This is a genomic window from Brevundimonas sp. UYEF29, assembly GCF_040546195.1.
GTDB lineage: Bacteria > Pseudomonadota > Alphaproteobacteria > Caulobacterales > Caulobacteraceae > Brevundimonas > Brevundimonas huaxiensis.
Map to the genome: position 1 here is coordinate 98063 of NZ_JBEPNH010000002.1, position 23773 is coordinate 121835.

25 protein-coding genes, 1 tRNA gene and 1 pseudogene are annotated in these 23773 nt (G+C 67.2%); 16 read left to right on the top strand and 11 right to left on the bottom strand.

The genetic code is table 11. From position 1 onward, the window contains the following. The first annotated feature begins 59 nt into the window (after positions 1 to 59). A complete protein-coding gene (locus tag ABIB58_RS03340) occupies positions 60 to 539 on the top strand; it encodes a DUF3617 domain-containing protein (protein ID WP_354039089.1) in 480 nt (159 codons plus the stop codon). A 72-nt stretch (positions 540 to 611) separates the two neighbouring features. On the opposite strand, the gene ABIB58_RS03345 is transcribed toward ABIB58_RS03340, so the two are convergent. After that, positions 612 to 1142, bottom strand: a complete 531-nt coding sequence (locus ABIB58_RS03345) for a CarD family transcriptional regulator (protein ID WP_017505911.1) — start codon at positions 1140 to 1142, stop codon at positions 612 to 614. Between the two features lie 300 nt (positions 1143 to 1442). Next, positions 1443 to 1784, bottom strand: a complete 342-nt coding sequence (fdxA, locus tag ABIB58_RS03350) for a ferredoxin FdxA (protein WP_017505910.1) — start codon at positions 1782 to 1784, stop codon at positions 1443 to 1445. A 171-nt stretch (positions 1785 to 1955) separates the two neighbouring features. Here fdxA and ABIB58_RS03355 point away from each other — a divergent pair, with 171 nt between their 5' ends. Then, positions 1956 to 2582 carry a YceI family protein gene (locus tag ABIB58_RS03355; RefSeq protein ID WP_052689600.1) on the top strand — a complete coding sequence of 209 codons (627 nt, stop codon included), beginning with the start codon at positions 1956 to 1958 and terminating at the stop codon, positions 2580 to 2582. Between the two features lie 71 nt (positions 2583 to 2653). On the opposite strand, the gene ABIB58_RS03360 is transcribed toward ABIB58_RS03355, so the two are convergent. The 4 genes from ABIB58_RS03360 to ABIB58_RS03375 are packed head-to-tail and all read right to left on the bottom strand — an operon-like array spanning position 2654 to position 7455. Next, a complete protein-coding gene (locus ABIB58_RS03360; protein ID WP_039246231.1) occupies positions 2654 to 2929 on the bottom strand; it encodes an RNA-binding S4 domain-containing protein in 276 nt (91 codons plus the stop codon). Beyond that, positions 2926 to 5415: a helicase-related protein gene (locus ABIB58_RS03365; RefSeq protein ID WP_185224459.1), complete on the bottom strand. Its 2490-nt coding sequence runs from the start codon at positions 5413 to 5415 to the stop codon at positions 2926 to 2928. Before ABIB58_RS03365 ends, ABIB58_RS03360 begins: the two co-directional genes overlap by 4 nt. Positions 5416 to 5449: 34 nt before the next feature. Then, positions 5450 to 6061, bottom strand: a complete 612-nt coding sequence (gene fixJ / locus ABIB58_RS03370; RefSeq protein ID WP_039246224.1) for a response regulator FixJ — start codon at positions 6059 to 6061, stop codon at positions 5450 to 5452. Then, entirely contained in the window at positions 6061 to 7455 is a 1395-nt protein-coding gene (locus ABIB58_RS03375) for a sensor histidine kinase (protein WP_354039094.1), read from the bottom strand. Before ABIB58_RS03375 ends, fixJ begins: the two co-directional genes overlap by 1 nt. 351 nt (positions 7456 to 7806) lie before the next feature. On the opposite strand from ABIB58_RS03375, the gene ABIB58_RS03380 reads away from it, so the two are divergent. The 14 genes from ABIB58_RS03380 to ABIB58_RS03445 all read left to right on the top strand — a co-directional run bounded on the left by ABIB58_RS03380 (position 7807) and on the right by ABIB58_RS03445 (position 18396). Next, positions 7807 to 8484: a TorF family putative porin gene (locus ABIB58_RS03380; RefSeq protein WP_045811559.1), complete on the top strand. Its 678-nt coding sequence runs from the start codon at positions 7807 to 7809 to the stop codon at positions 8482 to 8484. 45 nt (positions 8485 to 8529) lie between these two features. Continuing rightward, positions 8530 to 10461: a methyl-accepting chemotaxis protein gene (locus tag ABIB58_RS03385; protein ID WP_354039547.1), complete on the top strand. Its 1932-nt coding sequence runs from the start codon at positions 8530 to 8532 to the stop codon at positions 10459 to 10461. Then, a complete protein-coding gene (locus tag ABIB58_RS03390) occupies positions 10461 to 10736 on the top strand; it encodes an STAS domain-containing protein (RefSeq protein ID WP_354039096.1) in 276 nt (91 codons plus the stop codon). Before ABIB58_RS03385 ends, ABIB58_RS03390 begins: the two co-directional genes overlap by 1 nt. After that, positions 10733 to 11098, top strand: a complete 366-nt coding sequence (locus tag ABIB58_RS03395; protein WP_039246220.1) for a response regulator — start codon at positions 10733 to 10735, stop codon at positions 11096 to 11098. Before ABIB58_RS03390 ends, ABIB58_RS03395 begins: the two co-directional genes overlap by 4 nt. A 42-nt stretch (positions 11099 to 11140) precedes the next feature. After that, the gene (locus ABIB58_RS03400) at positions 11141 to 13399 is read left to right on the top strand and encodes a chemotaxis protein CheA (protein ID WP_354039099.1); all 2259 of its coding nucleotides are present in this window, start codon (positions 11141 to 11143) and stop codon (positions 13397 to 13399) included. Positions 13400 to 13402: 3 nt separating this feature from the next. Further along, positions 13403 to 13858 (top strand): chemotaxis protein CheW, encoded by a 456-nt coding sequence (locus tag ABIB58_RS03405; RefSeq protein WP_039246217.1) that lies wholly within the window; start codon positions 13403 to 13405, stop codon positions 13856 to 13858. Then, a complete protein-coding gene (locus tag ABIB58_RS03410; RefSeq protein WP_045811562.1) occupies positions 13855 to 14715 on the top strand; it encodes a CheR family methyltransferase in 861 nt (286 codons plus the stop codon). The genes ABIB58_RS03405 and ABIB58_RS03410 overlap by 4 nt, the downstream gene beginning before the upstream one ends. Then, positions 14712 to 15749: a protein-glutamate methylesterase/protein-glutamine glutaminase gene (locus ABIB58_RS03415; RefSeq protein WP_354039102.1), complete on the top strand. Its 1038-nt coding sequence runs from the start codon at positions 14712 to 14714 to the stop codon at positions 15747 to 15749. The genes ABIB58_RS03410 and ABIB58_RS03415 overlap by 4 nt, the downstream gene beginning before the upstream one ends. 15 nt (positions 15750 to 15764) lie before the next feature. Continuing rightward, complete coding sequence (locus tag ABIB58_RS03420) at positions 15765 to 16154, top strand: response regulator (protein WP_039246211.1); 390 nt, start codon at positions 15765 to 15767, stop codon at positions 16152 to 16154. After that, positions 16151 to 16693 carry a chemotaxis protein CheD gene (locus ABIB58_RS03425; protein WP_045811564.1) on the top strand — a complete coding sequence of 181 codons (543 nt, stop codon included), beginning with the start codon at positions 16151 to 16153 and terminating at the stop codon, positions 16691 to 16693. Before ABIB58_RS03420 ends, ABIB58_RS03425 begins: the two co-directional genes overlap by 4 nt. 2 nt (positions 16694 to 16695) lie before the next feature. Then, complete coding sequence (locus ABIB58_RS03430; RefSeq protein ID WP_161639456.1) at positions 16696 to 17040, top strand: DUF8776 family protein; 345 nt, start codon at positions 16696 to 16698, stop codon at positions 17038 to 17040. A gap of 4 nt (positions 17041 to 17044) precedes the next feature. Continuing rightward, positions 17045 to 17635 (top strand): response regulator, encoded by a 591-nt coding sequence (locus ABIB58_RS03435; RefSeq protein WP_045811566.1) that lies wholly within the window; start codon positions 17045 to 17047, stop codon positions 17633 to 17635. After that, positions 17632 to 18111 carry a hypothetical protein gene (locus ABIB58_RS03440; protein WP_354039106.1) on the top strand — a complete coding sequence of 160 codons (480 nt, stop codon included), beginning with the start codon at positions 17632 to 17634 and terminating at the stop codon, positions 18109 to 18111. Before ABIB58_RS03435 ends, ABIB58_RS03440 begins: the two co-directional genes overlap by 4 nt. 208 nt (positions 18112 to 18319) lie before the next feature. Beyond that, a tRNA-Arg gene (locus tag ABIB58_RS03445) sits at positions 18320 to 18396 on the top strand. 19 nt (positions 18397 to 18415) lie between these two features. Here the strand turns inward: ABIB58_RS03445 and ABIB58_RS03450 are convergent. From ABIB58_RS03450 to kdpC, 5 genes and pseudogenes are all read right to left on the bottom strand, one after another. Further along, a complete protein-coding gene (locus tag ABIB58_RS03450) occupies positions 18416 to 18946 on the bottom strand; it encodes a 2'-5' RNA ligase family protein (RefSeq protein ID WP_354039108.1) in 531 nt (176 codons plus the stop codon). Between the two features lie 2 nt (positions 18947 to 18948). After that, positions 18949 to 19890: a histone deacetylase family protein gene (locus ABIB58_RS03455; protein ID WP_354039110.1), complete on the bottom strand. Its 942-nt coding sequence runs from the start codon at positions 19888 to 19890 to the stop codon at positions 18949 to 18951. A 74-nt stretch (positions 19891 to 19964) separates the two neighbouring features. Beyond that, a complete protein-coding gene (locus ABIB58_RS03460) occupies positions 19965 to 20654 on the bottom strand; it encodes a response regulator (RefSeq protein ID WP_354039112.1) in 690 nt (229 codons plus the stop codon). Beyond that, a pseudogene (locus ABIB58_RS03465) lies at positions 20654 to 23185 on the bottom strand (DUF4118 domain-containing protein). Before ABIB58_RS03465 ends, ABIB58_RS03460 begins: the two are co-directional and overlap by 1 nt. Next, positions 23186 to 23764: a K(+)-transporting ATPase subunit C gene (gene kdpC / locus ABIB58_RS03470; RefSeq protein WP_045811570.1), complete on the bottom strand. Its 579-nt coding sequence runs from the start codon at positions 23762 to 23764 to the stop codon at positions 23186 to 23188. Between the last annotated feature and the right edge of the window lie 9 nt (positions 23765 to 23773).

Sequence of the window (23773 nt, forward strand, 5' to 3'; positions counted from 1 at the left end):
CCTGTATGGCCCATATGATGACGACCTCAAAAGAGACCCAAGCAGAACAGAAGGCTTCCATGTCCCGTCCGTCCTTGATCGATCGCCTGCCCAAGCGCGCGCTCGCCGTCCTAGCCCCGGTGATGGCCGGCGGCTTCATGCTGGCCTCGCCCGCCATCTCCCCGGCCCAGACCGCCGCCCAGACCGAAGTCCTGCCCGGCTATTGGGAATACACCACCAGCGCGGTGGGCCAGCGCGACACCGAGCAGAAATGCGTGCGGCCCAGCGAGATCAACCGATTCTTCGGCGGCCTGTCGACCAACAAGTGGCGCTGCACCTATCCGACCCGCGTGGTCGGCAACGGCAACGCCCGCTTCGAGGGAACCTGCCAGGATCGCAAGGGCCGTCGCATTGCCGTTCGCCTGAACGGGACCTACACGGAAACCAGCTTCAGCTTCCGCGGCGGCGCCCAGATCGTGCGCGGCACGCCCTATATCCCCGCCAGCATCACGGCGCGCCGCATCAGCGCCCAGTGCCCGGCCAACGCCGAATACTTCTGACAGCGGCTCTGCGACGCATCAAAAAAGGCCCCGGATCGCTCCGGGGCCTCTTCTTTAGTCCGAAACTGAAGCTTAGGCGGCTTCGGCGGTCGGGACCGGCTTCTTGGCGCTGAGCGACTTGGCAAGCAGCTCGACGGCGGCGTCCTTGTCGATCTTGTTGGCGGCCGCGACTTCGCGCGCCATGCGGTCCAGGGCCGATTCATAGAGCTGGCGCTCCGAATAGGACTGTTCCGGCTGGGTGTCGGCGCGGTGCAGGTCGCGGACCACTTCGGCGATGGAGATCAGGTCGCCGGAGTTGATCTTGGCTTCGTATTCCTGGGCGCGACGCGACCACATGGTGCGCTTGATGCGCGCGCGGCCCTTCAGTGTGGTCAGGGCCTTGGTCACGACGTCGTCGGCGGCCAACGAACGCAGACCGGCCGTCACGGCCTTCTTGGTCGGGACGCGCAGGGTCATCTTTTCGTGGTCGAAGGTCACGACATAGACCTCCAGCGACATGCCCGCGACTTCTTGGGTCTCGATCGCCGCCACCTTGCCGACGCCGTGCGCCGGATAGACGACCGCGTCGCCAACCTTGAACTCCAGACCAGTCTTGCTCGTCATAATCGTCCTTTCCCGGTCAGGGCCGGGCGAAACGAAGGCGCAGGAAACGCAAACAGGATCTCATCCGCCGGATCGCTCCGTCGGAGGAGATGATGTCAGGCGTCAAAAGCGGAAACGGATCACCAAACCTCTGGCCGATCCCGTCTAGGGCGGGATTCTGTCGCAAACACGGGCGGCGCGAAGATTTCGCGGACCGCCCGATCCAATGAAACAGAACCTATCACAAATCTGCGGAATTTCAAAACGTCCACAGGGCGGACGTGCAAATGCGGCAAGGCTTGAGCGCCGCCAGTCCTGAAATCAGGAACCCTTGCCCGGCTTGGGGCTGAAGTATTTCTCGTATTTGCCCGTTTCGCGCTCGTACTGCTCGCGATCGGCGGGGGGCGTGCCCTTGACGGTGATGTTGGGCCAGACCTTGGCGTATTCCGCGTTGACCTGAAGCCATTTGCCGTCGGGCTCGTCCTCGGTGTCCGGCACGATGGCGTCGACCGGGCATTCCGGTTCGCACACGCCGCAGTCGATGCATTCGTCGGGTGCGATCACCAGAAAGTTCTCGCCTTCGTAGAAACAGTCCACAGGACACACCTCGACGCAGTCCATGAACTTACATTTCACGCAGGCGTCGGTGACGATGTAGGTCATTGGGCGAAAAACGGGTGTCGGTCTGTGGGCGGGAGGCCTGCGACATGGCGGCCACGCAACCAACTGTCAACAGCGCGGCTTAAGGCGAGAGCCATTCGCAGCGCCTTGACAGAACGGCGCCTAATCGCAACTGTATTGATTGCATATCCGCCCCATCGACAGGAAATCCCTATGCGCACCTCCTTCATGAAATACGCCGTCGCCGGCGCGGCCGCCCTCAGCCTGGTCGCAGGCGGCGCGGTCGTGGCTCAGGCCGCTCTGACCAAGAACCCCGCCGAGGTCACCTCCGGGACCTACGATCTGGATTCCGGCCACGGCAAGATCACCTGGTCGGTCAATCACTTCGGTCTTTCGACCTATACGGGCCAGTTCGTGAACGTGAAGGCGGTGCTGAAGCTGGACCCGGCCAACCCCTCGGCCTCGACGCTGACCGCGACGATCCCGCTGACCGACGTGGCGCCCAACGACGACCGTCTGAAGGCCCACCTTCAGACCGCCGACTTCTTCGACACCGCTAAATATCCGACGGCAACCTTCGTCTCGCGCTCGGTCACGGTCGACGCCGATGACGCCAACGAGGCGACCGTGGTTGGCGATCTGACCCTGAAGGGCGTGACCAAGCCCGTCACCATCGAGGTCGAGTTCAACGGCGCCGGAACCGTCATGGGCGCCTACAAGGCCGGCTTCGACGGCGAAGCCACCATCAAACGCTCGGACTTCGGCATCAACTACGCCCTGCCGGCCGTCTCCGACGAGGTGAAGCTGCACATTGAAGGCGAGTTCGTCATTCAGAAGTAGGGCCTGCCGCGCTTCGCGTGACTTGAGGCGGCTCTTTTAAGCCTACCGCGCTGCGCGCGACTTGAGGCCATTTAGACCGTCAGCGAATACAGGGCGCGGGCCTCCTCTGCGGGTCCGCGCCTTTCGCCCAGCCCCTCGACCTTCAGGCTGGTGACGCGTCCGTTCTGGGCGAAGGTCAGCAGGTCGCCGACGTGAACGCACCGGCTGGGCTTGTCGAGCCGCGTCTCGCGCCCCTGATGCGTCAGCCGCACCGCACCCCGCTCCACCAGACCGGCCGCCAGGCCGCGCGTCTTTACGAACCGCGCGCGCCACAGCCAGATGTCGATGCGACAGGCGTTCTCGTTCAAGCCTTCGCCTTTCGACGCGGACGACGACGCTTGGGCCGCGCCGGGGGCGCCTCCGTCAGGGCGGCGAGGGCGGCGAAGGGCGAGTCCTTGACGATCTTGGGCGCTGCGCCCGGCTTGTCGGGCAGGCGGGCGCGTTCGATCTTCAAGGCGGCGATGATCTGTTTGGCCTGATCGGCGCGCCAGCCCAGATCGGTCAGGGCCTCGTCGGACAGTCGGCCGTGATTGGCGGCCCGCAGCTCGGCCATCTTCTCCAGCGTCTCGACCGGCGCCAGCCACCGTCCCGCCAATCGTAATCCATGCGCGGACAACAGACGCGCCGAGGGCGGCTCCACCGGCGCGGGGATCAGATCGGGCGTGGCCGGGATCAGCGGCGCGGCGACAAAGGCCTGGGCGAAATGGCGGGCGCGCGGCTTCTGAAGGCCAGGCAGCCAAACCGAATGCCCCCCGATGCGGATGGCGAAACTGCGCAGCGTGCGGCGCTCGACCTGACTGAGCGCGGCCAGATCGCGCTCGACCTCGCGCCGGTCGATCACGCCGCCGGCCTCGATCAGACGGAAGGCGATGCCGCGCGGAAGGCCCTTGAGCGCGCCACTCTCGACCGCCTGACGCAGCCGTCGCAGATCACGCAACGCACGGCCCGCTTCCGCCGCCAGCCACGCCTCGATCCGGCGCTGGGCGCGCTCGCGGGCGGGCGTCGGTCCCAGATCGCCGAGCAGGCGCACGGAGGGCGTAAAGGGATCGACCCCCTGCGGCGTCGCATTGATCTGCGCCGTCAGCACGCCGCGCCACAGCACCGCCCCGTCCGGCGTGACCGAAAACCCGTCGTCGGTCTCGGCCGCCAGACGCCCCAGCCGTCGATTGATCTCGGGCGTCACCGCACGCACGGCGGCCTGGCGCAGGGTGCGATCCTCCAGAGCCGAAGAGCCCTTCTCCATCTGGAACCGCACGCCCTCCAGCTGGCCGACGACCTGACCCTCGACGGTGACCTCCCCGTCTTCGGCGACGCCAGCAAACGTGTCTTCGCGCACGTTCAGCGCCCGCATCAGGGCGGTGGTTCGGCGATCCACGAACCGGGCGGTCAGCCGCTCGTGTAGTACGTCGGACAGCCGGTCCTCGAGCGCGCGGGTCTTGTCGCGCCAGCCTTGCGCGTCGTGAACCCAGTCCGGCCGGTTGGCGATGTAGGACAGGGTGCGCACTGCCGACAGCCGCGCCGACAGCTGGTCGATCTGACCGTCGTCGCGATCCACGAAGGCGAAGCGCGGCGCCATCCAGTCGTCGGTCAGCCGGCCGCGCTTGCCGGTCAGGGCGTGGAAGACGTCCTTGGCCAGCCGGGCGTGTTCATCCAGCGTCGTCTTCTGGAAGTCGGGCAACTGGCACGCCTCCCACAGACGCATGACCGCCCCGCGCGAGCGCCCGATGCGGGCCACCTCCTCGTCCTTGATCAGGCGACGCAGCAGGGTCTCGTCCAGCGCCTCCGCCGTTAGGCTCAGCCCCGAACGCTGGGGCGTCACCGTCAGCGAGCGCAGCAGATCGGGCAGGGTGTCGAAATCCAGCCGGGCGTTCCGCCACTCCGCCGCCTCGATCGGATCGAACCGATGCTCGACCACCTGTTCGACCAGGTCGGGGTCCAGATCCTCGGCCTCGGCCGTGACGCCGAAGGTGCCGTCGCGCAGATGCCGGCCGGCCCGCCCGGCGATCTGGCCGATCTCATGGGCGTAAAGCCAGCGGGTGCGCCGCCCGTCGAACTTTCTCAGGCCCGCGAAGGCGACATGGTCTACATCCATGTTCAACCCCATGCCGATGGCGTCGGTGGCGACCAGGAAATCGACCTCGCCCGACTGATACAGCGCCACCTGGGCGTTGCGGGTGCGGGGCGACAGACTGCCCATCACCACGGCCGCCCCGCCGCGCTGACGCCGGATCAGTTCAGCGATGGCGTAGACCCGGTCGGTCGAGAAGGCGACGATTGCGCTGCGGCGCGGCAGGCGGGTCAGCTTCTTGGAGCCCGCATAGGACAGGGTGGATAGCCGGTCGCGCGTCACGATCTCCACGTCCGGCACCAGGCGGCGGATCAGCGGCTCCATGGCGCCAGCGCCCAGGAACATCGTCTCGAACCGGCCGCGCGCGTGCAGCAGCCGCTGGGTGAAGACGTGGCCGCGTTCGGGGTCGGCGACCAGCTGGATTTCGTCGATGGCCAGAAACTCGACCGACCGCTCCAGCGGCATGGCCTCGACGGTGCAGACGAAATAGTGCGGGCGCGGCGGGACGATCTTTTCCTCGCCGGTGATCAGGGCGACGGCCGCCGCGCCGCGCTGTTTGACGATCCGCTCATAGATCTCGCGGGCCAGCAGGCGCAGGGGCAGGCCGATCATGCCCGAGGCGTGACCCAGCATCCGCTCGACCGCCAGATGGGTCTTGCCAGTGTTGGTGGGCCCCAGGACCGCAGTCACGCGGGACGGGGCGAGGCCTGCGGACCGGTCGCTCATGTCGCGACTAAGGTGGCGACGAATCTCGTCCGGCTCAAGCGTCGCCGGCGCGCATTCCGATCCGGACCAGGGTGGACAGGTTCGCGGCCTGCATTTTCGTCATCACCTTGGCGCGAAAGATTTCCACCGTGCGCGGGCTGATCTCCAGCCTTTGCGCGATTTCCTTGTTGGAACAGCCGTCGATCAGGGCGTCGAAGACCTGCCGTTCGCGCGGGGTGAGGGTGTCCAGTCGGGCCTTGGCGTCCTCGCGCGCGATCCGCTCGGCCTCCAGACTGGTCAAGGAGGCCAGGCAGCTGGAAACCGCGTCCAGCATTCGCTGCGGATCGAACGGCTTTTCGACGAAATCTACGACGCCCGCCTTCATCAACTGAACCGCCAGCGTCACCTCCCCATGACCCGTGATGACGATCACCGGCCAGGTGTCGCCGCGCAGGCTTTTCAGACGCCCGACCAGCTCGGAACCCTGAAGCCCCGGCATCCGCACATCGGTAATGACGCAGGCGCTGCGGTCTTCGGGCAGATTGTCCAGGAAGTCGTCGGCGCTGACGAAACTGCGCGCCCGATACCCAGCCCCGCGCAGCATCAGCACCAGGGCGTCGCGCATGGCGGGGTCGTCATCGATGATGAAAACGGAGTGCGGGCTCATCAGATTTCGGACTCCGTGGGACGCGGCAGACGAAACGAAAAGGTCGCTCCACCCTGAGAATTCCGGCTGACGACCAAGGTCGCGCCATGGCTCTCGACGATTGAACGCGTGACCGACAGCCCCAGACCCATGCCGCCGGCCTTCGTCGTCGCCATCGGGTGAAAGATGCTGTCGATTCTGTCTTCGGGGATGCCGTCGCCATTGTCGCACACCGCGATCTCATAGCCGTCCGCGCCCAGCGTCCGGCCGGTCACCGTCACGCGTGCGCCCTCGCGTCCGATGACGGCGTCCACGGCGTTGCGCACCAGATTGGCCAGCGCCTGCTGAATCTGGATGCGGTCGGCCAGAACCTGATCGTCGTCCTCTTCCACATCCAGAGCGATCGTCGTGTCGGTGTCCTGTCCCGTCAGGGCGAAGACCGGCGCCAGGTCGAGGACGATCAGCGAGGCGCGCTCTTCGGTAAAGGACCGCGAACCTGTCGCGACCTGTTCGCGCATGCGCCGAATGATGTCGCCCGCGCGCAGCAACTGCGTCTTGGCCAGGTCGATGGTCTTGGCCGGCCCTTCCGCGACCGTTCCCAGCCGGGTCAGTTCGGCCTGGCCGGCATGCAGATACACGGTGGCGGCGGTCAGCGGCTGGTTCAGTTCGTGGGCCAGGGTCGCGGCCATTTCCCCCATTGAGTTCAGACGCCAGACGCTGCTGAGCTTGTCGTTCAGATCGCGCTCGCCCTTGCGGATCGTCTCGGCCTGGCTCTGATCGCCCAGCGTCAGCACGATGTGTTCGGGAGCGATGTCGTCAGGCAGGACATTGGCGTGGAGCGTCAGCGACGGCCCGGGTGTATTTATACTGCCGCTCGTCCAAGGTCCGGAGGACGGGCCCAGAACCTCGCCCCCTTGGCGAGCCTTCGCCAGGGCCGCATCGTCGAAGCCGGGCAGTAGCGATCCGAAAGGCTGCGCCATCGCCGCGTCTCGATCCACACGCAGCAGATCGGCGGCGGCCGGGGTCACGCGGCGCGTCCGCCCCTCACGATCCAGCGTCACGATCGGCGTCGTGGCCACAATGGTGTCGAGCAGCATCTCGCGCAGCGCCAAGTCACGCGTCAGGGCGCGGGCCTGTTCCAGGGCGTCGATTAGCCGACGACAGACCTCTGCGATGACCCAGGCGATGACCGCAAAAAGCGCGGCGTTGGTCGCCGCATCCAGCACGCTTTCGCGATGCACCAGCCACAGATTAGCCCCGATGGCCAACAGGATCGCCAGCACGACCGCCCCCCTTTGCGCCAGCAGAGCCGTAACAATCACCGCCGGGACCAGCGGCAGATAATAGAAGTTTCCAAACGGTTCGAGCGCGCTACGAACCAGCGTCGCCACAAGGACAGCCAGGCACGCGATCAAGACCCCGCTCCACCATGTCCTGGACCTGAAGATCATGTCTTCGTGATGTTCCTGGGCCGCTGGATATATTTCACCGGAGTATGAATTGGGATGCGAGAACTCGCCAAAACTTGGGCTGACGGGCGTCGCCGCTTTTCTGACAACTTTTGTATAGGCTCGTTTCGACTACGTGAACATACGTATTCGCTCAAAATCGGTTTGGAGTGACGAGCACCCCTGCCGATGACGCAGCCCGGAGGCCGCGCGACACTCCTCACGGGTTACGCAATCCTACATACAGTCCGGTTCAGATTTAATATTAATCATCGCCTCATCCTTGGGCTTCAGAATGCAGAAGCTTCAGGGATCACCATGTTTCGTTCGTCAGCCTTCTTTGTTGTCGCGGCAGTAGGCCTCGCAACACCGATCACGTCCCAGGCCCAATCGTTCGGCCTCGATGTCGGTGTCGCCAGCCAATATGTCGGCAAAGGGCTGGGCAAGAGCAATCAGGACGTTGCGCCTTTCGCCAAGGCCGAAGCCGGCTTCGGCGAAGGCTACGCCAGCGTCTTCGTCTCTGACGCCGCCGGATCTCAAGGCTACGACATGGAAATCGTCAGCATGGTCGGCTGGCGCCCCAAGGCGGGCGGTTTCACCTTCGATCTGGGGGTCATGAACCGCGACCTGCCAGGGTCGCGCGCCGGCGTCGACAAAAACTATTGGGAATATCAGGCAGACGCTTCACGCAAGCTGGGCCCCGTGGCGACGCGCCTGCGCGTCAACTATTCGCCCGACGGCTTTGCGGCGACGAAAGAGGCTTGGTGGCTGGAGTTGCAAGGCACGGTCGCCGTCGCCGCCAAGACAAAGATTTCGGCCGGAGTCGCCAACCGCATGGCCGACGGCGGTGTCGATTACAACGCCTGGAACGTCGGCGCCAAACAGAAGCTGACCGACGCCTTGGCCGTCGATCTGCGCTGGTACGACACCGACCGCCACAGCGCAGGCGAACCCTATGAGGGTCGTCTCGTCGCCGCCGCCACCTATTCGTTCTGAGTTACCGATCCACCGGGGGATGCTGAGTTGAAGTTGATTGAAAATATGCCCGTCGGCCGCAAGCTGTTCGCGGCCTTTGGTCTCGTTTTGGCGGCGATCGCCGTCATGGGCGTCCTCGTCGTCACCAGCCTGCTCCAGCTGGAGAAGGCCGGCGAAGTGCGTACGGTGGAAAACCAGGTCAATCGCACCACGGCGACGGCCGAGTTCTACGTGGCGCGCCAGGAGAACGCCTTCCGCGGTTACCTCCTGTCTCAGGACCCCTACTACATTGAGCGCGTCGATGCGCACCGGGCCAAGTTCTTGGCGGCCATGGACGATCTGCGCGGCGAACTGCCCGCTGATCGCGCCACCCTGGTCGACAAGGCGGTTGAGGCGAATGCGACCTGGTACAAGAACGTCGTTGAAACCGGCTCGGCGATGGTGCGCGATGGTCGCGCGGCCCAGGCTGTTCAGATGGTCGGCCGCAACGGAACGGCCGACAACTACGTCGCGCCGGTCGAAGACACGATCGACCAGATCAAGACGGCCAACGATGTGGCGCGCAAGGCCTCGACCGAAGCTCAGGCCGCCGCCAGCCGCACCGCGCTGATCGCCACGATCGTCGGTTTGATCGCAGCCTTGGTGATCGCCATCATCGCCGGTTTCGTCGCGACGCGCTCCATCGTGCGCCCGATCTTCACGATGATCGGCTATATGCAAAAGCTGATGGCCGGCGACACCGACATCAAGGTCGCCAGCGCCGAGCGCAAGGATGAGTTCGGCAAGATGGGTCAGGCCATCGTGGCCTTCCGCGACGCCGCGATCGAAAAGGTCCGCGTCGAGCAGGACGCCCTGTCGCAGCGCTCGATGTCCGAGCAGGAGCGCGCCGAACGCGAGGCCGAAAAGGCGCGCGAGGCCGCCGAAGACGCCCGGGCCATCGCAGCCTTGGGCCAAGGTCTCTCGGCCATGTCGAACGGCGATCTCACCCACCGCATCGACATCGAATTCAGCGCCAAGTCCGCTCAGCTGAAAACCGACTTCAACGCCGCCATCTCCCAGCTGCAGCAGGCCGTCTCGGTCGTGGTCAACAACGTCTCGGGCATTCGCTCGGGCGCCGGCGAAATCTCGCAGGCCGCCGACGACCTGTCGCGCCGCACCGAACAGCAGGCCGCCTCGCTGGAAGAAACGGCTGCGGCCCTGGATGAAATCACCGCCACGGTGAACAAGACCGCCTCGGGCGCCCGCCAGGCCTCCGACGTGGTTCAGGCCGCGCGCGGCGACGCCGAAAAGAGCGGCATCATCGTGCGCGACGCTGTCCAGGCCATGACCGCCATCGAAGGCTCCTCCAACCAGATCAATCAGATCATCGGCGTGATCGACGAGATCGCTTTCCAGACCAACCTTCTGGCCCTGAACGCGGGCGTTGAGGCCGCTCGTGCGGGCGAGGCCGGTCGCGGCTTTGCGGTGGTCGCCTCCGAAGTTCGCGCCCTGGCCCAGCGTTCGGCCGAAGCCGCCAAGGAGATCAAGACCCTGATCTCGGCCTCGACGGGTCAGGTCGGCTCAGGCGTCAAACTGGTCGGCGAGACCGGCGAGGCCCTGCAACGCATCGTCGACCGGGTCGCCGAAATCGACAGCCTGGTGACCGAAATCGCGGCCTCTGCCCAGGAACAGGCCGTCGGCCTGGCCCAGGTCAACACCGCCGTGAACCAGATGGATCAGGTCACCCAGCAGAACGCGGCCATGGTCGAGCAGTCCACCGCCGCAAGCCATTCGCTGGCTCAGGAGGCGGAGAGCCTGCAAGCCTCGGTCGCTCAGTTCCGCGTCGGGTCTTCGCCGTCGCGCGCCGCTGCGCCTGCGCCGGTTCGCGCGCCTGCGCCCGTCGCCAAGCCCGCTGCTCGCTCCAGCCACATGGTGGCCGCGCTGAAGACCATCGGCCGTGGCGGCGCCGCGCCCAAGCCTCAAGCCGCCGCCGTCGAAGACGGTTGGGAGGAGTTCTGATGACCGAAACCCTGATCCTGTCCGACGTGCTGGACCTGAATGCGGCCGAACCGCTGAAGGCCGAACTGCTGGCCCTGCGCGGTCATCCGGTGATCGTGGACGCCTCTGCGGTCCAGCGCCTGGGCGGCCTGTGCCTGCAGATCCTGCTGTCGGCGCGAAAGACGTGGGCGGCCGACGGCGTCAACCTAAGTTTAGGGTCTGTGTCCCAATATTGGACGGAACAATGGGCGGCCTATGGCGCGCCGGACTTCAACACCGAGGGGGCGTTGGCATGACCAAGACCGTTCTGACGATCGACGATTCACGCACCATGCGCGACATGCTGCTGATGGCGCTGGAAGACGCGGGCTATACCGTGATCCAGGCGGTGGACGGCGTGGACGGTCTGGAGACCCTGGCGTCCAAGGGCGCCGACGTCATCATCACCGACATCAACATGCCGCGCATGGACGGCTTCGGCGTCATCGAGGGTGTCCGCGCCGATCCGAACCACCGCACGACCCCGGTGCTGGTGCTGACGACCGAGAGCGACGTCGAGAAGAAGGCGCGCGCCCGCGCCGCCGGCGCCACCGGCTGGATCGTCAAGCCGTTCGACCCCGCCAAGCTGGTGGACGCCGTCCGCCGCGTCGCCGCCTGATCGCCTAACTCTGATCGCTGAAGCCCGCCGGACCCCGACCTAATGGACGCCTTCGAAGCCATCAAAGCCACCTTCTTCCAAGAGTGCGACGAGCTGCTCGCGGACCTGGAAGCCAAGTTGATGCTGCTTGAACAGGGTCAGACCGACCTGGAGACGATCAACGCCGTCTTCCGCGCCGTCCATTCGGTCAAGGGCGGAGCAGGGGCCTTCGGGCTGGAGGCCCTGGTCCGGTTCGCCCACGTCTTCGAGACCCTGATGGACGAACTGCGCGCGGGCCGTAAGCCGTGCGACGCCATCACCATCAAGACCCTGCTGCGCGCCTCCGACGTGCTGGCCGATCACATCCAGGCCGCGCAAGGATTGATCCCGCCGGTGGACGAAGCGCGGTCCGCCGCCCTGGTCGCCGAAATGCAGGTCCTGACCCATGGGGGCGCGGCGCCGGTCGAGGTCGAGGAAGACGAAGACGATTTCGGCTTCACCCCCATGGCCTTCGACATGGCGCTGGACGAGCCTGCGCCCCTGCCCATCGCCGATCTGGGCGCCGACCTGGGCGCCGACGCGCCGTCGGTCGGCTGGCGCATCGTGTTCAAGCCGATGGGCCGGATGTACGTGAACGCCAACGAGACCAGCCTGCTGCTGCGCGAACTGGGCCGCCTCGGCCCGGTCACGGTCGTCGTGGACGACAGCGAAACGCCGACGCTGGACGCGCTGTCGATCGAGGACGGCTGCCTGACCTGGACGGTCGATCTGGCCGCCGCCGTCGATGAGGCGGCCGTGCGCGAGGTCTTCGACTTCGTCGAAAGCGACTGCGACCTGACCATCACATCTCTGGGCGCCGGCGGTGATGAATTCGCTGCGTTCGAAGACGAACCGGCCGCCGTCCTGCCCGCCAGCGACGATCTGGACATCGCCGCCCTGTTGGCCAAGGCTTCCGGCGCCGCCGCCGAGCCGGCGGCCGAGGTCGTGCCCTTCGCTCCCTTGGAGCCCGAGCCCGCGCCGGCCCCGATCGCGGCTGCACCAGCCGTAGAGCCGGCGGCTCCCCCTGTCGCCGCACCCGTGACGGCGACGCTCGCGCCGGCTTCTGCTCCCGTTGCGCCTGCGCCGGTGACGATCCGTGTCGATCTTGATCGGGTTGATCGCCTGATCAACGTCGTCGGCGAACTGGTTATCCAGCAGGCGATGCTATCGCAGCGCGTCTTGGAAAGCGGCCTGGCCCGCTCGTCGGGCATCGCGCTCGGTCTCGAAGATTTGGAACTGCTGACCCGCGAGATCCAGGACAGCGTCATGGCCATCCGCGCCCAGCCGGTGAAGTCGGTGTTCCAGCGCATGCCGCGCTTGGTCCGCGAAGTCGCCGACATGGTCTCCAAGCAGGTCCGTCTGGTCACGGCCGGCGAGGACACCGAGGTCGACAAGACCGTGGTCGAACGTCTGGCCGAGCCCATCACCCATATGCTGCGCAACGCCATCGACCACGGGCTGGAAACGCCCGAGGAGCGCGTCGCCGCCGGCAAGCCGGCCGAGGGCACGGTGCGTCTCGCCGCCCTGCACCGCTCGGGCCGGATCGTCATCGAAATCTCCGACGACGGCCGCGGCATCAACCGCGAACGCGTCAAGAAGATCGCCATCGACAAGGGTCTGATCGCGGCCGACGCGCCCCTGACCGACGAACAGATCGACAATCTGATCTTTGCGCCGGGCTTCTCCACCGCCGCCGTCGTGTCCGACATCTCGGGGCGCGGCGTGGGCATGGACGTGGTCAAACGCTCGATCCAGGCGCTGGGCGGCCGCATCTCCATCAGCTCGGTTCCGGGCAAGGGCTCGACCTTCACCCTCAGCCTGCCGCTGACGCTGGCGGTGCTGGACGGCATGGTCGTCGCCGCCGCCGAACAGACGCTGATCGCGCCGCTGCCGGCCATCGTCGAGAGCCTGACCCCGCAAGCCGTCGACCTGCACTTCGTCGGCGGCGTGGATCCGGTGATCCGGTTCCGCGACCGCTTCCTGCCGCTGATCGACGTGGCCCTGATCATGGGCTTTAGCGAACAGCCGATGAACCCGACCGAAGGCGTCGCCGTGGTCGTCGAAACCGAAGGCGGCCAACAGGCGGCCCTGCTGTTCGACGCCATCCAGGGCCAGCGCCAGGTGGTCATCAAGAGCCTGGAAACCAACTACCAGCAGGTCGAGGGCGTCGCCGCCGCCACCATCCTGGGCGATGGCCGCGTCGCCCTGATCCTGGATGTCGACGTGCTGGTCACCGACATGCGCCGCAAATCCGTCCGTCCCGACTTCAAGCTCGCGAGCTGAACCATGACCGAAGCCAAAGATCTCCAGCGTGAACTGATCGCCTTCCGCATCGGCAGTCAGGAATTCTGCGTCGACATCATGTCGGTGCGCGAAATCCGCGGCTGGACGCCGGCGACGCCTCTGCCCCGTTCGCCGGGATACATGAAGGGCGTCATCAATCTGCGCGGCACGGTCCTGCCGATCATCGACCTGGGCGCGCGCTTCGGCCTGACGACCTCGGAACCGACGGCGCGCCACGTCATCATGGTGGCCCACATCGGCGGCCGCATGGTCGGACTGCTGGTCGACGCCGTGTCCGACATCCTGCAGATGAGCGAGGCCTCGGTCCAGCCGACGCCCGACGTCGCCAGCGATCAGGTGAAGACCTTCGTTAAGGGCATCTTCTCGATCGACGGCCGCATGATCAGCCTGATCGAACTGGATTACATCCTGCCGCAAGTCGAGGCCGAAGCCGCATGACCGCCGCCGCCGGCCGGGGATCCATCGTCGAGGGCGAGTTCGTCTTCACCGCTGAGGATTTCCGCCACATCGCCCAGATGCTGCACGCCCACGCGGGCATCGCCCTGAACGAGGGCAAGGCCGCGCTCGTGTATTCGCGCCTGGCCAAGCGCCTGCGCACCCTGGGTCTAACCAGCTTCCGCGACTACTGCGCCCTGGTCGAGGGCGTGGACGGCGTGGACGAGCGTCAGAAGATGACGGCGGCCCTGACCACTAACGTTACCCGCTTCTATCGCGAGCCGCACCATTTTGACGACCTGCGCGACCGGGTCATGCCCGAACTGGCGGCGCGCGCCCGCGCCGGCGGCCGGGTCCGCCTGTGGTCGGCGGCCTGTTCGAACGGGCAGGAGCCCTATTCGATGGCCCTGACCGTGCTGCAGGCCCTGCCCGAGGCGGCCGAGCTGGATGTGCGCATCCTGGCCACCGACATCGATCCCAATATGGTCGCCCAGGGCCATGACGGCGTCTATTCCGAAGAGGCGCTGGAGCCCGCGCCCGTCACCCTGTGGCGCAAATATTTCGACCGCGCCGATCGCGGCCAGTGGGTCGCCGGCGCCCAGCTGAAACGCCTGGTCAGCTTCAAGGAGCTGAACCTGATCGGCGACTGGCCCATGAAGGGCAAGTTCGACGTCATCTTCTGCCGCAACGTCGTCATCTATTTCGACGACGCGACCCAGGAGCGGGTGTGGAAGCGGTTCACCCCGCTGATGAACCCCGGCGCGACCCTCTACATCGGTCACTCCGAACGCGTCTCCGGCCCGGCGACCAGCCAGCTTCAGACCGCCGGCCTGACCACCTATCGCCTGGGTGGCGCATGAGCCCCGTCCGCGTCCTCGTCGTCGACGACAGCCTGACCATGCGCGGGCTGATCTCGGCCGCCCTGAAGTCGGATCCTGAGATCGAGGTCGTCGGCACCGCCGCCGATCCCATCGAGGCCCGCGCCGCGATCAAGGCGCTGAACCCCGACGTCATTACGCTCGACGTCGAGATGCCCAACATGAACGGGCTGGAGTTCCTGGAAAAGATCATGCGGCTGCGGCCGATGCCGGTGGTCATGGTCTCGACTCTGACGGCGGCGGGCACGGACGTCACCCTGGCCGCGCTGGAAATCGGCGCCGTGGATGCTGTGGCCAAACCGGCGGTCGCCAGCGTCGACGCTTTCCACGACCTGATCGGCAAGGTGAAGACCGCCGCCCGTTCGCGCGTCCGCGCCCGCGGCGATACGCCCGCCGCCGCCGAGGCGCCGCGCGCCTATCACGCCGATCCCAATCAGATTCTCGCCATCGGTTCGTCCACCGGCGGGGTCGAGGCCCTGCTGACGGTGCTCAGCGGCTTCCCGCTGGATTGCCCGGCGACCGTCATCACCCAGCATATGCCGGCGACCTTCACCGCCAGCTTCGCCGCCCGTCTGGACCGCGTCTGCGCCCCGACCGTGACCGAGGCGGTGGACGGCGCGCCGCTGAAGCCAGGCCACATCTATCTGGCCCCCGGCGGCGCAACCCATCTTGAGGTCTCGGGCGGCCTGACGCCGCGTTGCCGCCTGATCGCCAGCGATCCCGTCAACGGCCACCGCCCCTCGGTGGATGTGATGTTCGAATCCGTCGCCCGGCTGAAACGTCCGATGACCGGCGTCATCCTGACCGGCATGGGCCGCGACGGCGCCAAGGGCCTGCTGGCCATGCGCCAGGCCGGCGGCCGCACCCTGGGTCAGGACGAGGCGACCTGCGTCGTCTACGGCATGCCCAAGGCCGCCCATGAAATCGGCGCCGTGGAGCGGCAGTTGCCGCTGCACCGCCTGTCCACCGCCATTCTCGAACTGTGCGCCGATCCGGCTGCGCGGTCTGTCGCCTAATCGGGAGCGTAACCTATGCCCGCCGCCGCCTCACTTCACTGCCTGGTCGTCGATGATCAGATGACGATGCGCTCGCTGGTTCGCACCAGCCTGCAACAGCTCGGCGTGCGCGAGATCCGCGAGGCCGCCGACGGCGAAATCGCCTTGCGCGAGATCGTGTCCAAGCCCGCGCACCTGATCATCTCCGACTATAATATGCCGAACCTGGACGGTCTGGGCCTTCTGCGCGCCGTGCGCGCCCACCCGCCGACCTCCAAGACCGCCTTCATCATGCTGACGGGCCGCGCCGACCGGGAACTGGTGCAGCGCGCGGTGCAGTTCGGCGTCAACAACTATCTGGTCAAGCCTTTCACCGTCGCCCAGCTGAAGGGCAAGCTGGAAGCCGTCTTCGGTCCCCTGACATGAGTTTCGCCGCCCTGAAGGACACTGCCGAAAAACGTGTTCACGTCGGTCAGGGCGAGCACTTCATCACGTCCGATCCCAATGTCGTGCTCAGCACCATACTGGGGTCCTGCGTCGCCATGTGCGTGCGCGATCCGCTGGCGGGCGTGGGCGGCATGAACCACTTCCTGCTGCCCGAAGGCTCGGGCGCAGGGACCGACGCGGGACGTCGCTACGGCGCCTATGCGATGGAGCTTCTGATCAACGACATGCTCAAGGCCGGCGCACGGCGCGACCGGTTGGAGGCCAAGCTGTTCGGCGGCGGCCGCATGTTCGACAGCCTGCGCGACGTCGGGCGCAGCAACGCCGACTTCGCCGAGAAATTCCTGCGCGACGAAGGCATTCCTGTCGTGGGCGGCAGTCTGCGCGGCGATGGCGGACGGCGACTGCACTACTGGCCCGTCACCGGCCGCGCGCTGCAGCGCGCCGTCACCGACGTCGTCGCGCCCAAGCCCGTGCCCGTCATGGCCCCGGTCGACACCGGCGCCCTGGAACTGTTCTGAAGATGAGCGCCCCTCCCGAACACGCCGATCTGCTGGCCGCCGTCGCCGACGAGCTGATGCTGGTGCGCGAAGGCATTGACGGGATCGAGGCCCTGGTCAGCGCTCTGGTCCGCCGCGCCCCGCCCGAGGAACGCCCCAACGCCCTGACCCAGGCCCAGGCCCTGGACGCCCTGACCCAGCGTCTCGAAGCCTTGTCCGGCGTCCTGCGCATGTTGGGCGGCGGCGCCAGCCCGTCCGAGGCCGTCAGCCGCCTGTCGCTGGCGGACATGGCCGGCCGCCTTCGTCCCGCCGCCGGCGAGCATCGCCCGCAATCGACCGCCGACGCCGGCGACCTGATGCTGTTCTGACGCCATGGCCAAGAGCGATCGGGTCAATCTGGCGCACACCACGGTCCTTCTGATCGACGACCAGCCCACGTCGCTAGATATGCTGGGCTCCATCGTCCAGGGGTTCGGCTGCAAGGAGCAGATCAAATGCGCCTCGGCTCAGGCCGCCGTCGAACTGCTGGCGCGCCGCTCGGTCGATCTGATCCTGATCGACTGCATCATGCCGGACATGGACGGCTATGATTTCGTGCGCTGGCTGCGGCGCGACGCCCCCACGCCGACCCGCTATGTGCCCGTCATCATGATCCTGGGTCACGCCTCCCAGGCCAAGGTCCACCAGGGCCGCGACTGCGGCGCCAGCTTCATCGTCGCCAAGCCCCTGTCGCCGTCTCTGCTGCTGAAGCGCATCATCTGGCTGGGCGGCGAGGACCGGGATTTCGTCGAGTCCGAACACTACATCGGCCCAGACCGCCGGGTGCACAACTATGGTCCGCCTCCCGGCACCGACGGTCGTCGCGAAAGCGACCTGACCGGCGATCTGGGCGAGGCGGTCGAGGAAAACATGGATCAGGACGAGATCGACATGCTGATGAAGCCGATGAAGGTCAGCCTGTGACCGAGCCTGTCGCCGCGCCCAAACCCTCCACAGTCCGCCGCGTCCACACCTCGCTCCAGCGTCAGATGGCGCGGCCCGGCGGCCGCCTGATCGTCGAGGCCGAGTCCCGCGCCAACCAGGCGCTGGATGAACAGCGCGACCATGTCTTCACCCTGCTGACGGCCAACGTCGACGCCATCGACACCTTGTGCGCGACCCGCCCGCAGGATGCCCCGGACCAAATCTACGCCTTCGCCTCCGCCATGGTCGACATGGCCGGCTATCTGGACGTCCCGACTTTCTTCGAGGCCGCCTTCAGCCTGTGCGAGATCGCCGACCGGATGAAAAGCGCCGGCAGCTGGTCCTGGCCCTCGGTCGAGGTTCACGTCCGCGCGCTCCGCCTGACCCTGGCCGCCCAGGGTCAGACCAGCGCCGACTCCGACCGCCTTCTGGAGGGTCTGCGCGCCCTGACCGCCCACGTCCCGCCCGTCGGTTAACGGCCGTTCCGTTCTCGCGGAACAAGGACGAAACGAATCAGGACCGAATCGCTGACATCGCCCGTTTCGTCCTTTGTTCACCGCGATATCTTGTAGGTTAAGGTGCCTTAACCACAAACGCCCGACGCCGGGGTCGCCCGGCCGTCGGCCGACTTTTTCGCCGCCCTGACTTCCCCCCGCCGCCCCGACCCGCTACGGCGTCGGGTGTGGCCCCGTAGCTCAGCTGCATAGAGCAAGGCTTTCCTAAAGCCGAGGTCGCAGGTTGGAGTCCTGCCGGGGTCGCCATTGCACTGACGGGTGCATTCTAATCGTCGAGGGTCAGCTTGCCCTCGAAAGGAATCCGATCAATCGGCTCCCACGGGCCGCCTAGATAGCGCCAGACGAAAAGGCCTTCAGCGAGAATGTCGAACGGCTCGAACTCCAGCTGAAGCTGCTCAAGCAGCTGTTTGGCGTCTGCGGGTTCGACCTTGTTCTGGACCGTGATGTGAGGTCGGAACGGGGCCTGGTCCTGACGGGTCAGCCAGGGTGAAAAGGCCTCCGCGAGTTGTCTACGCAGTCGGTCCAGATCGGCGGACGCCAAGCGGTAGGCGACGCCACGCCCCAGGGACCACGGGCCACGTACATCGAGGCGGATGGGCGCCTGGCGTCGGCACGCCGACTTCAGCGTCTCCAACACGAAGCCTTCCTGGGCCCCGGGGAGAGCGTGGAACAGGGTCAGATGGGCCGGGACGACGTTGCGGTGGCGGGGAAAGTGCGCCTGGCGCAAGGCGTCGAACCAGTCGAAGGCGCCGTCGTCCAGGGCTGCGGTGATGATGAGCGGCGCCGGGTCTGCCAAGATCAAGCCTCCCGCCCGGCCAAGCCGCGCCGCCAGGCGTGGGCGGCCGCGCGATGCAGCGTCGCATGGCGACGCGCCAGACGATCAATACCGTGGTCATATCCACCGCCGATGACGCCGACGAGCGGCGCGACCGCCAGACAGGCTTCAAGCACATAGGCGTCGCGCTCAGCCAATCCCTCGTCGCTGAGCGACAGCCGCCCAAGCCGGTCGCTTTCGTGCGGATCGACGCCGGCGATGTAGAAGACGAGGTCCGGCGCAACGCATTGAAGCAGGTCAGGCAGAACCTCTTTGAGCCGGGCGACATAGGCCGCGTCGCCGGTTCCGTCGGGCAGGTCGATGTCCAGATCGCTGGGCCCCCTGCGCACCGGAAAGTTCTTTTCGCCATGCATTGAGAAGGTGAAGACGCGGGGCTCGTGCTCGAAGATGAAGGCGGTTCCATCGCCTTGGTGGACGTCCAGATCGACCACCAGGACCTGTCCGACTTCGCCACTGTCGATCAGGGCTCGCGCGGCCACGCCGATGTCGTTGAAGACGCAGAAGCCGGCGCCGCCCATCGGGCCCGCATGATGGCTGCCGCCGGCCGTGTTGCAGGCAAGGCCATGGCGAAGGGCGAGACGGGCTGCGGTCAGCGTGCCGCCGACGGCGGCCTGCGTGCGTTCGACGACGCTTTGCGTGATGGGCAGGCCGATGACCCGTTCGACTTTCGGCGGAACGCAGACGTCCAGCACCTGGCGCACATAGTCGGGATCATGCACGGCGGCGAGCAGCGAGTAATCCGCAGGTTCGGGCTCCCACAGCCCCTCTGGTCCGATCAGCCCTTCCTCTCCCAGCACCTCGACCAAGCGCGCATACTTCTGCATCGGAAAGCGATGACCCGATGGCAGTTCGGCGCTGTAGGCCGGGTGATAGACGATCGGGGGGAGGGGGCCTGGATTAGACATGGGTTTCGCAGACAACGCGCCGGCCATGATGAGGCTGCATCTGGAAGGACAGCCGAACCCTCTCGCCGAAGGCCTCAGTCCGCCAATCGATACCCTACGCCCGGCTCGGTCACGAGAAGAACGGGCTGGGCCGGGTCGGCCTCGAGCTTGTGCCTGAGCTGGCCGACGACGACGCGCAGATATTGAACGTCGTCGGCGTGGCCGGCGCCCCAGATGGTCTTGAGCAGGTCGGCGTGACCCAGGACCTTGCCGGCGTTGCGGGCGAGGTAGGCCAGGACATCGTATTCCTTAGGGCGCAGCTTCACCCGCTCGCCGGCGCGGGTGACGATGCGGCGGTCCAGGTCGATGACGACATCGCCGGCCGAGACGACCCCGCCCGCGACCGGCGTCAGCGCGCCCTGACGCAGACCCGCGCGGATGCGCGCCAGCAGTTCGCCGACGCCGAACGGCTTTTCGACATAGTCGTTGGCGCCGAGGTCCAGGGCCGTGATCTTTTCGGCCTCGCGGTCGCGGGCGGACAGGACGATAATCGGCCCCTGATAGAAGTCGCGCGCCCGCGTCAGGACGTCTTTGCCGTCCATGTCGGGCAGGCCGAGGTCCAGAACCACGGCGTCGGGGCTCCACAGGGCGATGGCGCGCAGGCCCTCCTGACCGCTGTCGGCGCGGCGGGGTTCATAGCCGGCGGCGTCCAGGGCGGGCGCCAGGAAGCGGTGGATCTGCGGCTCGTCGTCGATGACCAGAACCTGGGGGCGAACGGCGGACATCACAGCAGATCCGGGTGGGTGGCGATGGACTTGGGCAGGCTGATCAGGATGCGGGTGCCGCGCTTGCCGTCGGCGTCGTCCTGGATCGGGCTGGCGGCGGCGATGCGGCCGCGCATGGCCTCGACGAAGCCCTTGGCGATGGCCAGGCCCAGCCCGGCGCCCTTGGCCCGATCGGTGGATTCTTCCATGCGGCGGAACTTGTCGAATACCCGTTCCAACTCGGCGGTCGGGATGCTGAGTTGGGCCGAAAAATCGCGCGTGACCTTGCGTTGGCCCAGGCGGCGCGACACCCGGTCGGCGGCGGTGTTCAGGATATCGCGCACATCGGTCCAGTCGGTGCGTACGTTCAGGCCGCCGCCCTCCAGCCGGGTCATATCCAAAAGATCGCCGACATAGCGCGACAGGCGTTCGGCCTCTTCGCGGATGCTGAGCAACAGGTCATCGCGGACCTCGGGCTTCAGGGTCGCGCCATAGTCGATCAGGGTCGTCGCCGAGCCCAGGACGGTGGACAGGGGCGTGCGCAGGTCGTGACTGACCGAGTTCATCAAGGCCGCGCGGAAACGGTCGGCGCGGCGCAGGGTCTCGGTCTCCAGCGCCTGACCGGCCAGATCCGCGCGCTCCAGCGCCACGGCGCCCTAGTCCAGCAACGCCATGGCCAGACGTTCCTCGTCCGAGCCCGCCGCCACGGCCGAGGCGTCGATGCCCGCGACGCCGGCCCGGCCGCACACGCCCTGCAAGGGCTGAAACCGCCAGTGGGTCTGCGGCAGGGTGCCGGTGCCGTGGCCCGTCACCTCGCCGTGGGTCCAGGCCCAGCGGGCGGCGGCCATGGCGTCGGGGGCCAGGGTCACGCCCTCGGGGCTGGCCGCCGTCAGCACAATGTCCTCGCCGTCGGGCAGCAGGACGACGGCGCCCGCGCCGGCGGCGGCGGAGGCCTGTTCGGCCAGGCTGCGGGCCGTGGTCGCGCGATCCTGGCCGGCCGACAGGGTCTGGCTGGCGGCCAACAGGGCCGAGACGGCGGCGGCGCGGCGCTGGGCGGCTCTGGCCTGTTCGCGCACTCGCCCCGCCAGGGCGCCGGTGCCCAGAGCTACGCCCCAGAACAGGAGCAGCGTCAAAAAGTCGGTCGGCGAACCGATCAGGAAGCTGTAGCGCGGCTGGAGGAACAGAAAGTTGTAGGTCAAAAAGGCCAGGGTCGCCGCCGCCAGCGCGGGTCTGAGGCCGTTCAGCACCCCCGCCGCCACCACCGCCGCCAGATAGATGACGCCCAGATCGACCCGCTCGAACCGGGTATCGAGCAACAGGGCCGCCCCCGTCGCCGCCAGGACGAACCCCGCCCCGGCCGGATAGCCGCGCCAGTCCAGCGCCGCCCGGACGCCCGACTTGGCCGCCGGTTCGGGCGCGGTCAGATCGCCCTCGGTCACGACGTGGACGGCGACCCCTTGCGCCTTTCGCAACAGTTCGGTCGCCAAGGCCCGGCCGGTCCATTCGGCGAACCGCCCGCCGCGCGTCTTGCCGATGACGATCTGGGTGACGTTGTTGCGGTGGGCGTGGTCCAGAACGGCGCGCACCACGTCGTCGCCGCTGATCGTCACGGGCCGTCCGCCCAGCTGCTCGGCCAGCTTGAAGGCTTCTGACAGCCGTCCCGCCGACCGGGCGTCGACGCGCGATCCGCTGGGCCGCTCGACATGGGCCACCGACCAGGGGGCGTCCATCATCATGTCCGACATCCGCCGACCGGTCCGAACCAGCGAGGCGGTCATGGCGTCGCCGCCGACCAAGACCAGGATCCGCTCGTTCGCCGCCCACGGCCCCGACACGCCCCGTTCGCGCAGGTGGGTCAGCAGCTGGTCGTCCACCGTCTGGGCCGCCCGCCGCAGGGCCAGTTCGCGCAGCGCCGTCAGGTTCTCGATCTTGAAGAAGTTCTCGGACGCCACCCGCGCCGTTTCGGGCACATAGACCTTGCCCTCGGCCAGACGCGCCCGCAGGTCTTCGGGCGTGATGTCGACGACCTCGATGTCGTCGGCGCCGGTCAGGGCGCTGTCGGGCACGGCCTCGCGCTGGCGCACGCCGGTGATGCGCAGGATGACGTCGGACAGGCTTTCCAGATGCTGGATGTTCAGCGTGGTCCAGACGTCGATGCCGGCGTCGCGCAGTTCCTCCACATCCTGCCAGCGCTTGGGATGGCGCGAACCGGGCGCGTTGGAATGGGCGTATTCGTCGACCAGCAGCAGTTCGGGCCGTCGCGCCAGGGCGCCGTCGAGGTCGAACTCCATCAGGGCGCGGTCGCGGTGTTCGATGGGCGCCCGCGGCATGACGTCCAGCCCGCGCAGCAGGCTCATCGTCTCCTTGCGGCCGTGGGTCTCGACCACGCCGACGACGACGTCCAGCCCCTCGGCCTTTCGACGGCGTGCGGCGCGCAGCATTTCATAGGTCTTGCCCACGCCGGGCGACATGCCCAGAAACACCTTCAGCCGCCCGCGCTTGCGGCGCGGAACGGCTGAAGTCGCGGGCGTTTCGGGCGCCGTTTCGGGCAATCAGCCCTCCGCCCCGAAGCGGGCGTCCAGCGCGCGGTTGGTCAGCAGGACATTGACGTGCGGCTGGCCGATGAAGCCCAGGAAGGCCCCCTCGATGTGCGCGTCGATGATGCTCTGGACCTGTTGCACGGGAACGCCTCTGGCGCGGGCGATCCGCGCGGCCTGAAGCCGAGCGTAGGCCGGGGACACGTCCGGGTCGAGGCCCGAACCTGAGGCCGTCACCGCATCGGCCGGGATGACGCCGGGGCCGTCCTCGGCGCGGATCGTCTGGGCGCTTTCGGCGACGCGCGCGATCAGGTCCGGGTTCAGCGGCCCCATGTTGGAGCCGGACGAGGCGGCGGCGTCATAGCCGTCGCCCGCCGCCGACGGGCGCGGATGCAGATAGGTGGCGCCGACGAAGGGCTGGCCGATCAGGGACGAGCCGACGACCCGCCCGCCGGCGTCGCGCACCAGACTGCCGTTGGCCTGGTCCGGGAAGGCGACCTGGGCGATGCCGGTGACGGCCAGCGGATAGGCCAAGCCCAGCAGCAGGGTGAACAGAGCCGTCATGACGAGGGCCGGGCGAAGTTGGTTGACCATGGTCGTCGC

Coding starts and splice junctions, on each gene's coding strand:
- ABIB58_RS03355 (WP_052689600.1), top strand. CDS start 1,956: ATGCGCACCTCCTTCATGAAATACGCCGTCGCCGGCGCGGCCGCCCTC.
- fdxA (WP_017505910.1), bottom strand. CDS start 1,784: ATGACCTACATCGTCACCGACGCCTGCGTGAAATGTAAGTTCATGGAC.
- ABIB58_RS03435 (WP_045811566.1), top strand. CDS start 17,045: ATGGCCAAGAGCGATCGGGTCAATCTGGCGCACACCACGGTCCTTCTG.
- ABIB58_RS03455 (WP_354039110.1), bottom strand. CDS start 19,890: ATGTCTAATCCAGGCCCCCTCCCCCCGATCGTCTATCACCCGGCCTAC.
- ABIB58_RS03405 (WP_039246217.1), top strand. CDS start 13,403: ATGACCGAAGCCAAAGATCTCCAGCGTGAACTGATCGCCTTCCGCATC.
- ABIB58_RS03390 (WP_354039096.1), top strand. CDS start 10,461: ATGACCGAAACCCTGATCCTGTCCGACGTGCTGGACCTGAATGCGGCC.
- ABIB58_RS03425 (WP_045811564.1), top strand. CDS start 16,151: ATGAGTTTCGCCGCCCTGAAGGACACTGCCGAAAAACGTGTTCACGTC.
- ABIB58_RS03345 (WP_017505911.1), bottom strand. CDS start 1,142: ATGACGAGCAAGACTGGTCTGGAGTTCAAGGTTGGCGACGCGGTCGTC.
- ABIB58_RS03395 (WP_039246220.1), top strand. CDS start 10,733: ATGACCAAGACCGTTCTGACGATCGACGATTCACGCACCATGCGCGAC.
- ABIB58_RS03385 (WP_354039547.1), top strand. CDS start 8,530: ATGCCCGTCGGCCGCAAGCTGTTCGCGGCCTTTGGTCTCGTTTTGGCG.
- ABIB58_RS03410 (WP_045811562.1), top strand. CDS start 13,855: ATGACCGCCGCCGCCGGCCGGGGATCCATCGTCGAGGGCGAGTTCGTC.
- ABIB58_RS03380 (WP_045811559.1), top strand. CDS start 7,807: ATGTTTCGTTCGTCAGCCTTCTTTGTTGTCGCGGCAGTAGGCCTCGCA.
- ABIB58_RS03420 (WP_039246211.1), top strand. CDS start 15,765: ATGCCCGCCGCCGCCTCACTTCACTGCCTGGTCGTCGATGATCAGATG.
- ABIB58_RS03460 (WP_354039112.1), bottom strand. CDS start 20,654: ATGTCCGCCGTTCGCCCCCAGGTTCTGGTCATCGACGACGAGCCGCAG.
- ABIB58_RS03340 (WP_354039089.1), top strand. CDS start 60: ATGTCCCGTCCGTCCTTGATCGATCGCCTGCCCAAGCGCGCGCTCGCC.
- ABIB58_RS03400 (WP_354039099.1), top strand. CDS start 11,141: ATGGACGCCTTCGAAGCCATCAAAGCCACCTTCTTCCAAGAGTGCGAC.
- kdpC (WP_045811570.1), bottom strand. CDS start 23,764: ATGGTCAACCAACTTCGCCCGGCCCTCGTCATGACGGCTCTGTTCACC.
- ABIB58_RS03365 (WP_185224459.1), bottom strand. CDS start 5,415: ATGAGCGACCGGTCCGCAGGCCTCGCCCCGTCCCGCGTGACTGCGGTC.
- fixJ (WP_039246224.1), bottom strand. CDS start 6,061: ATGAGCCCGCACTCCGTTTTCATCATCGATGACGACCCCGCCATGCGC.
- ABIB58_RS03415 (WP_354039102.1), top strand. CDS start 14,712: ATGAGCCCCGTCCGCGTCCTCGTCGTCGACGACAGCCTGACCATGCGC.
- ABIB58_RS03430 (WP_161639456.1), top strand. CDS start 16,696: ATGAGCGCCCCTCCCGAACACGCCGATCTGCTGGCCGCCGTCGCCGAC.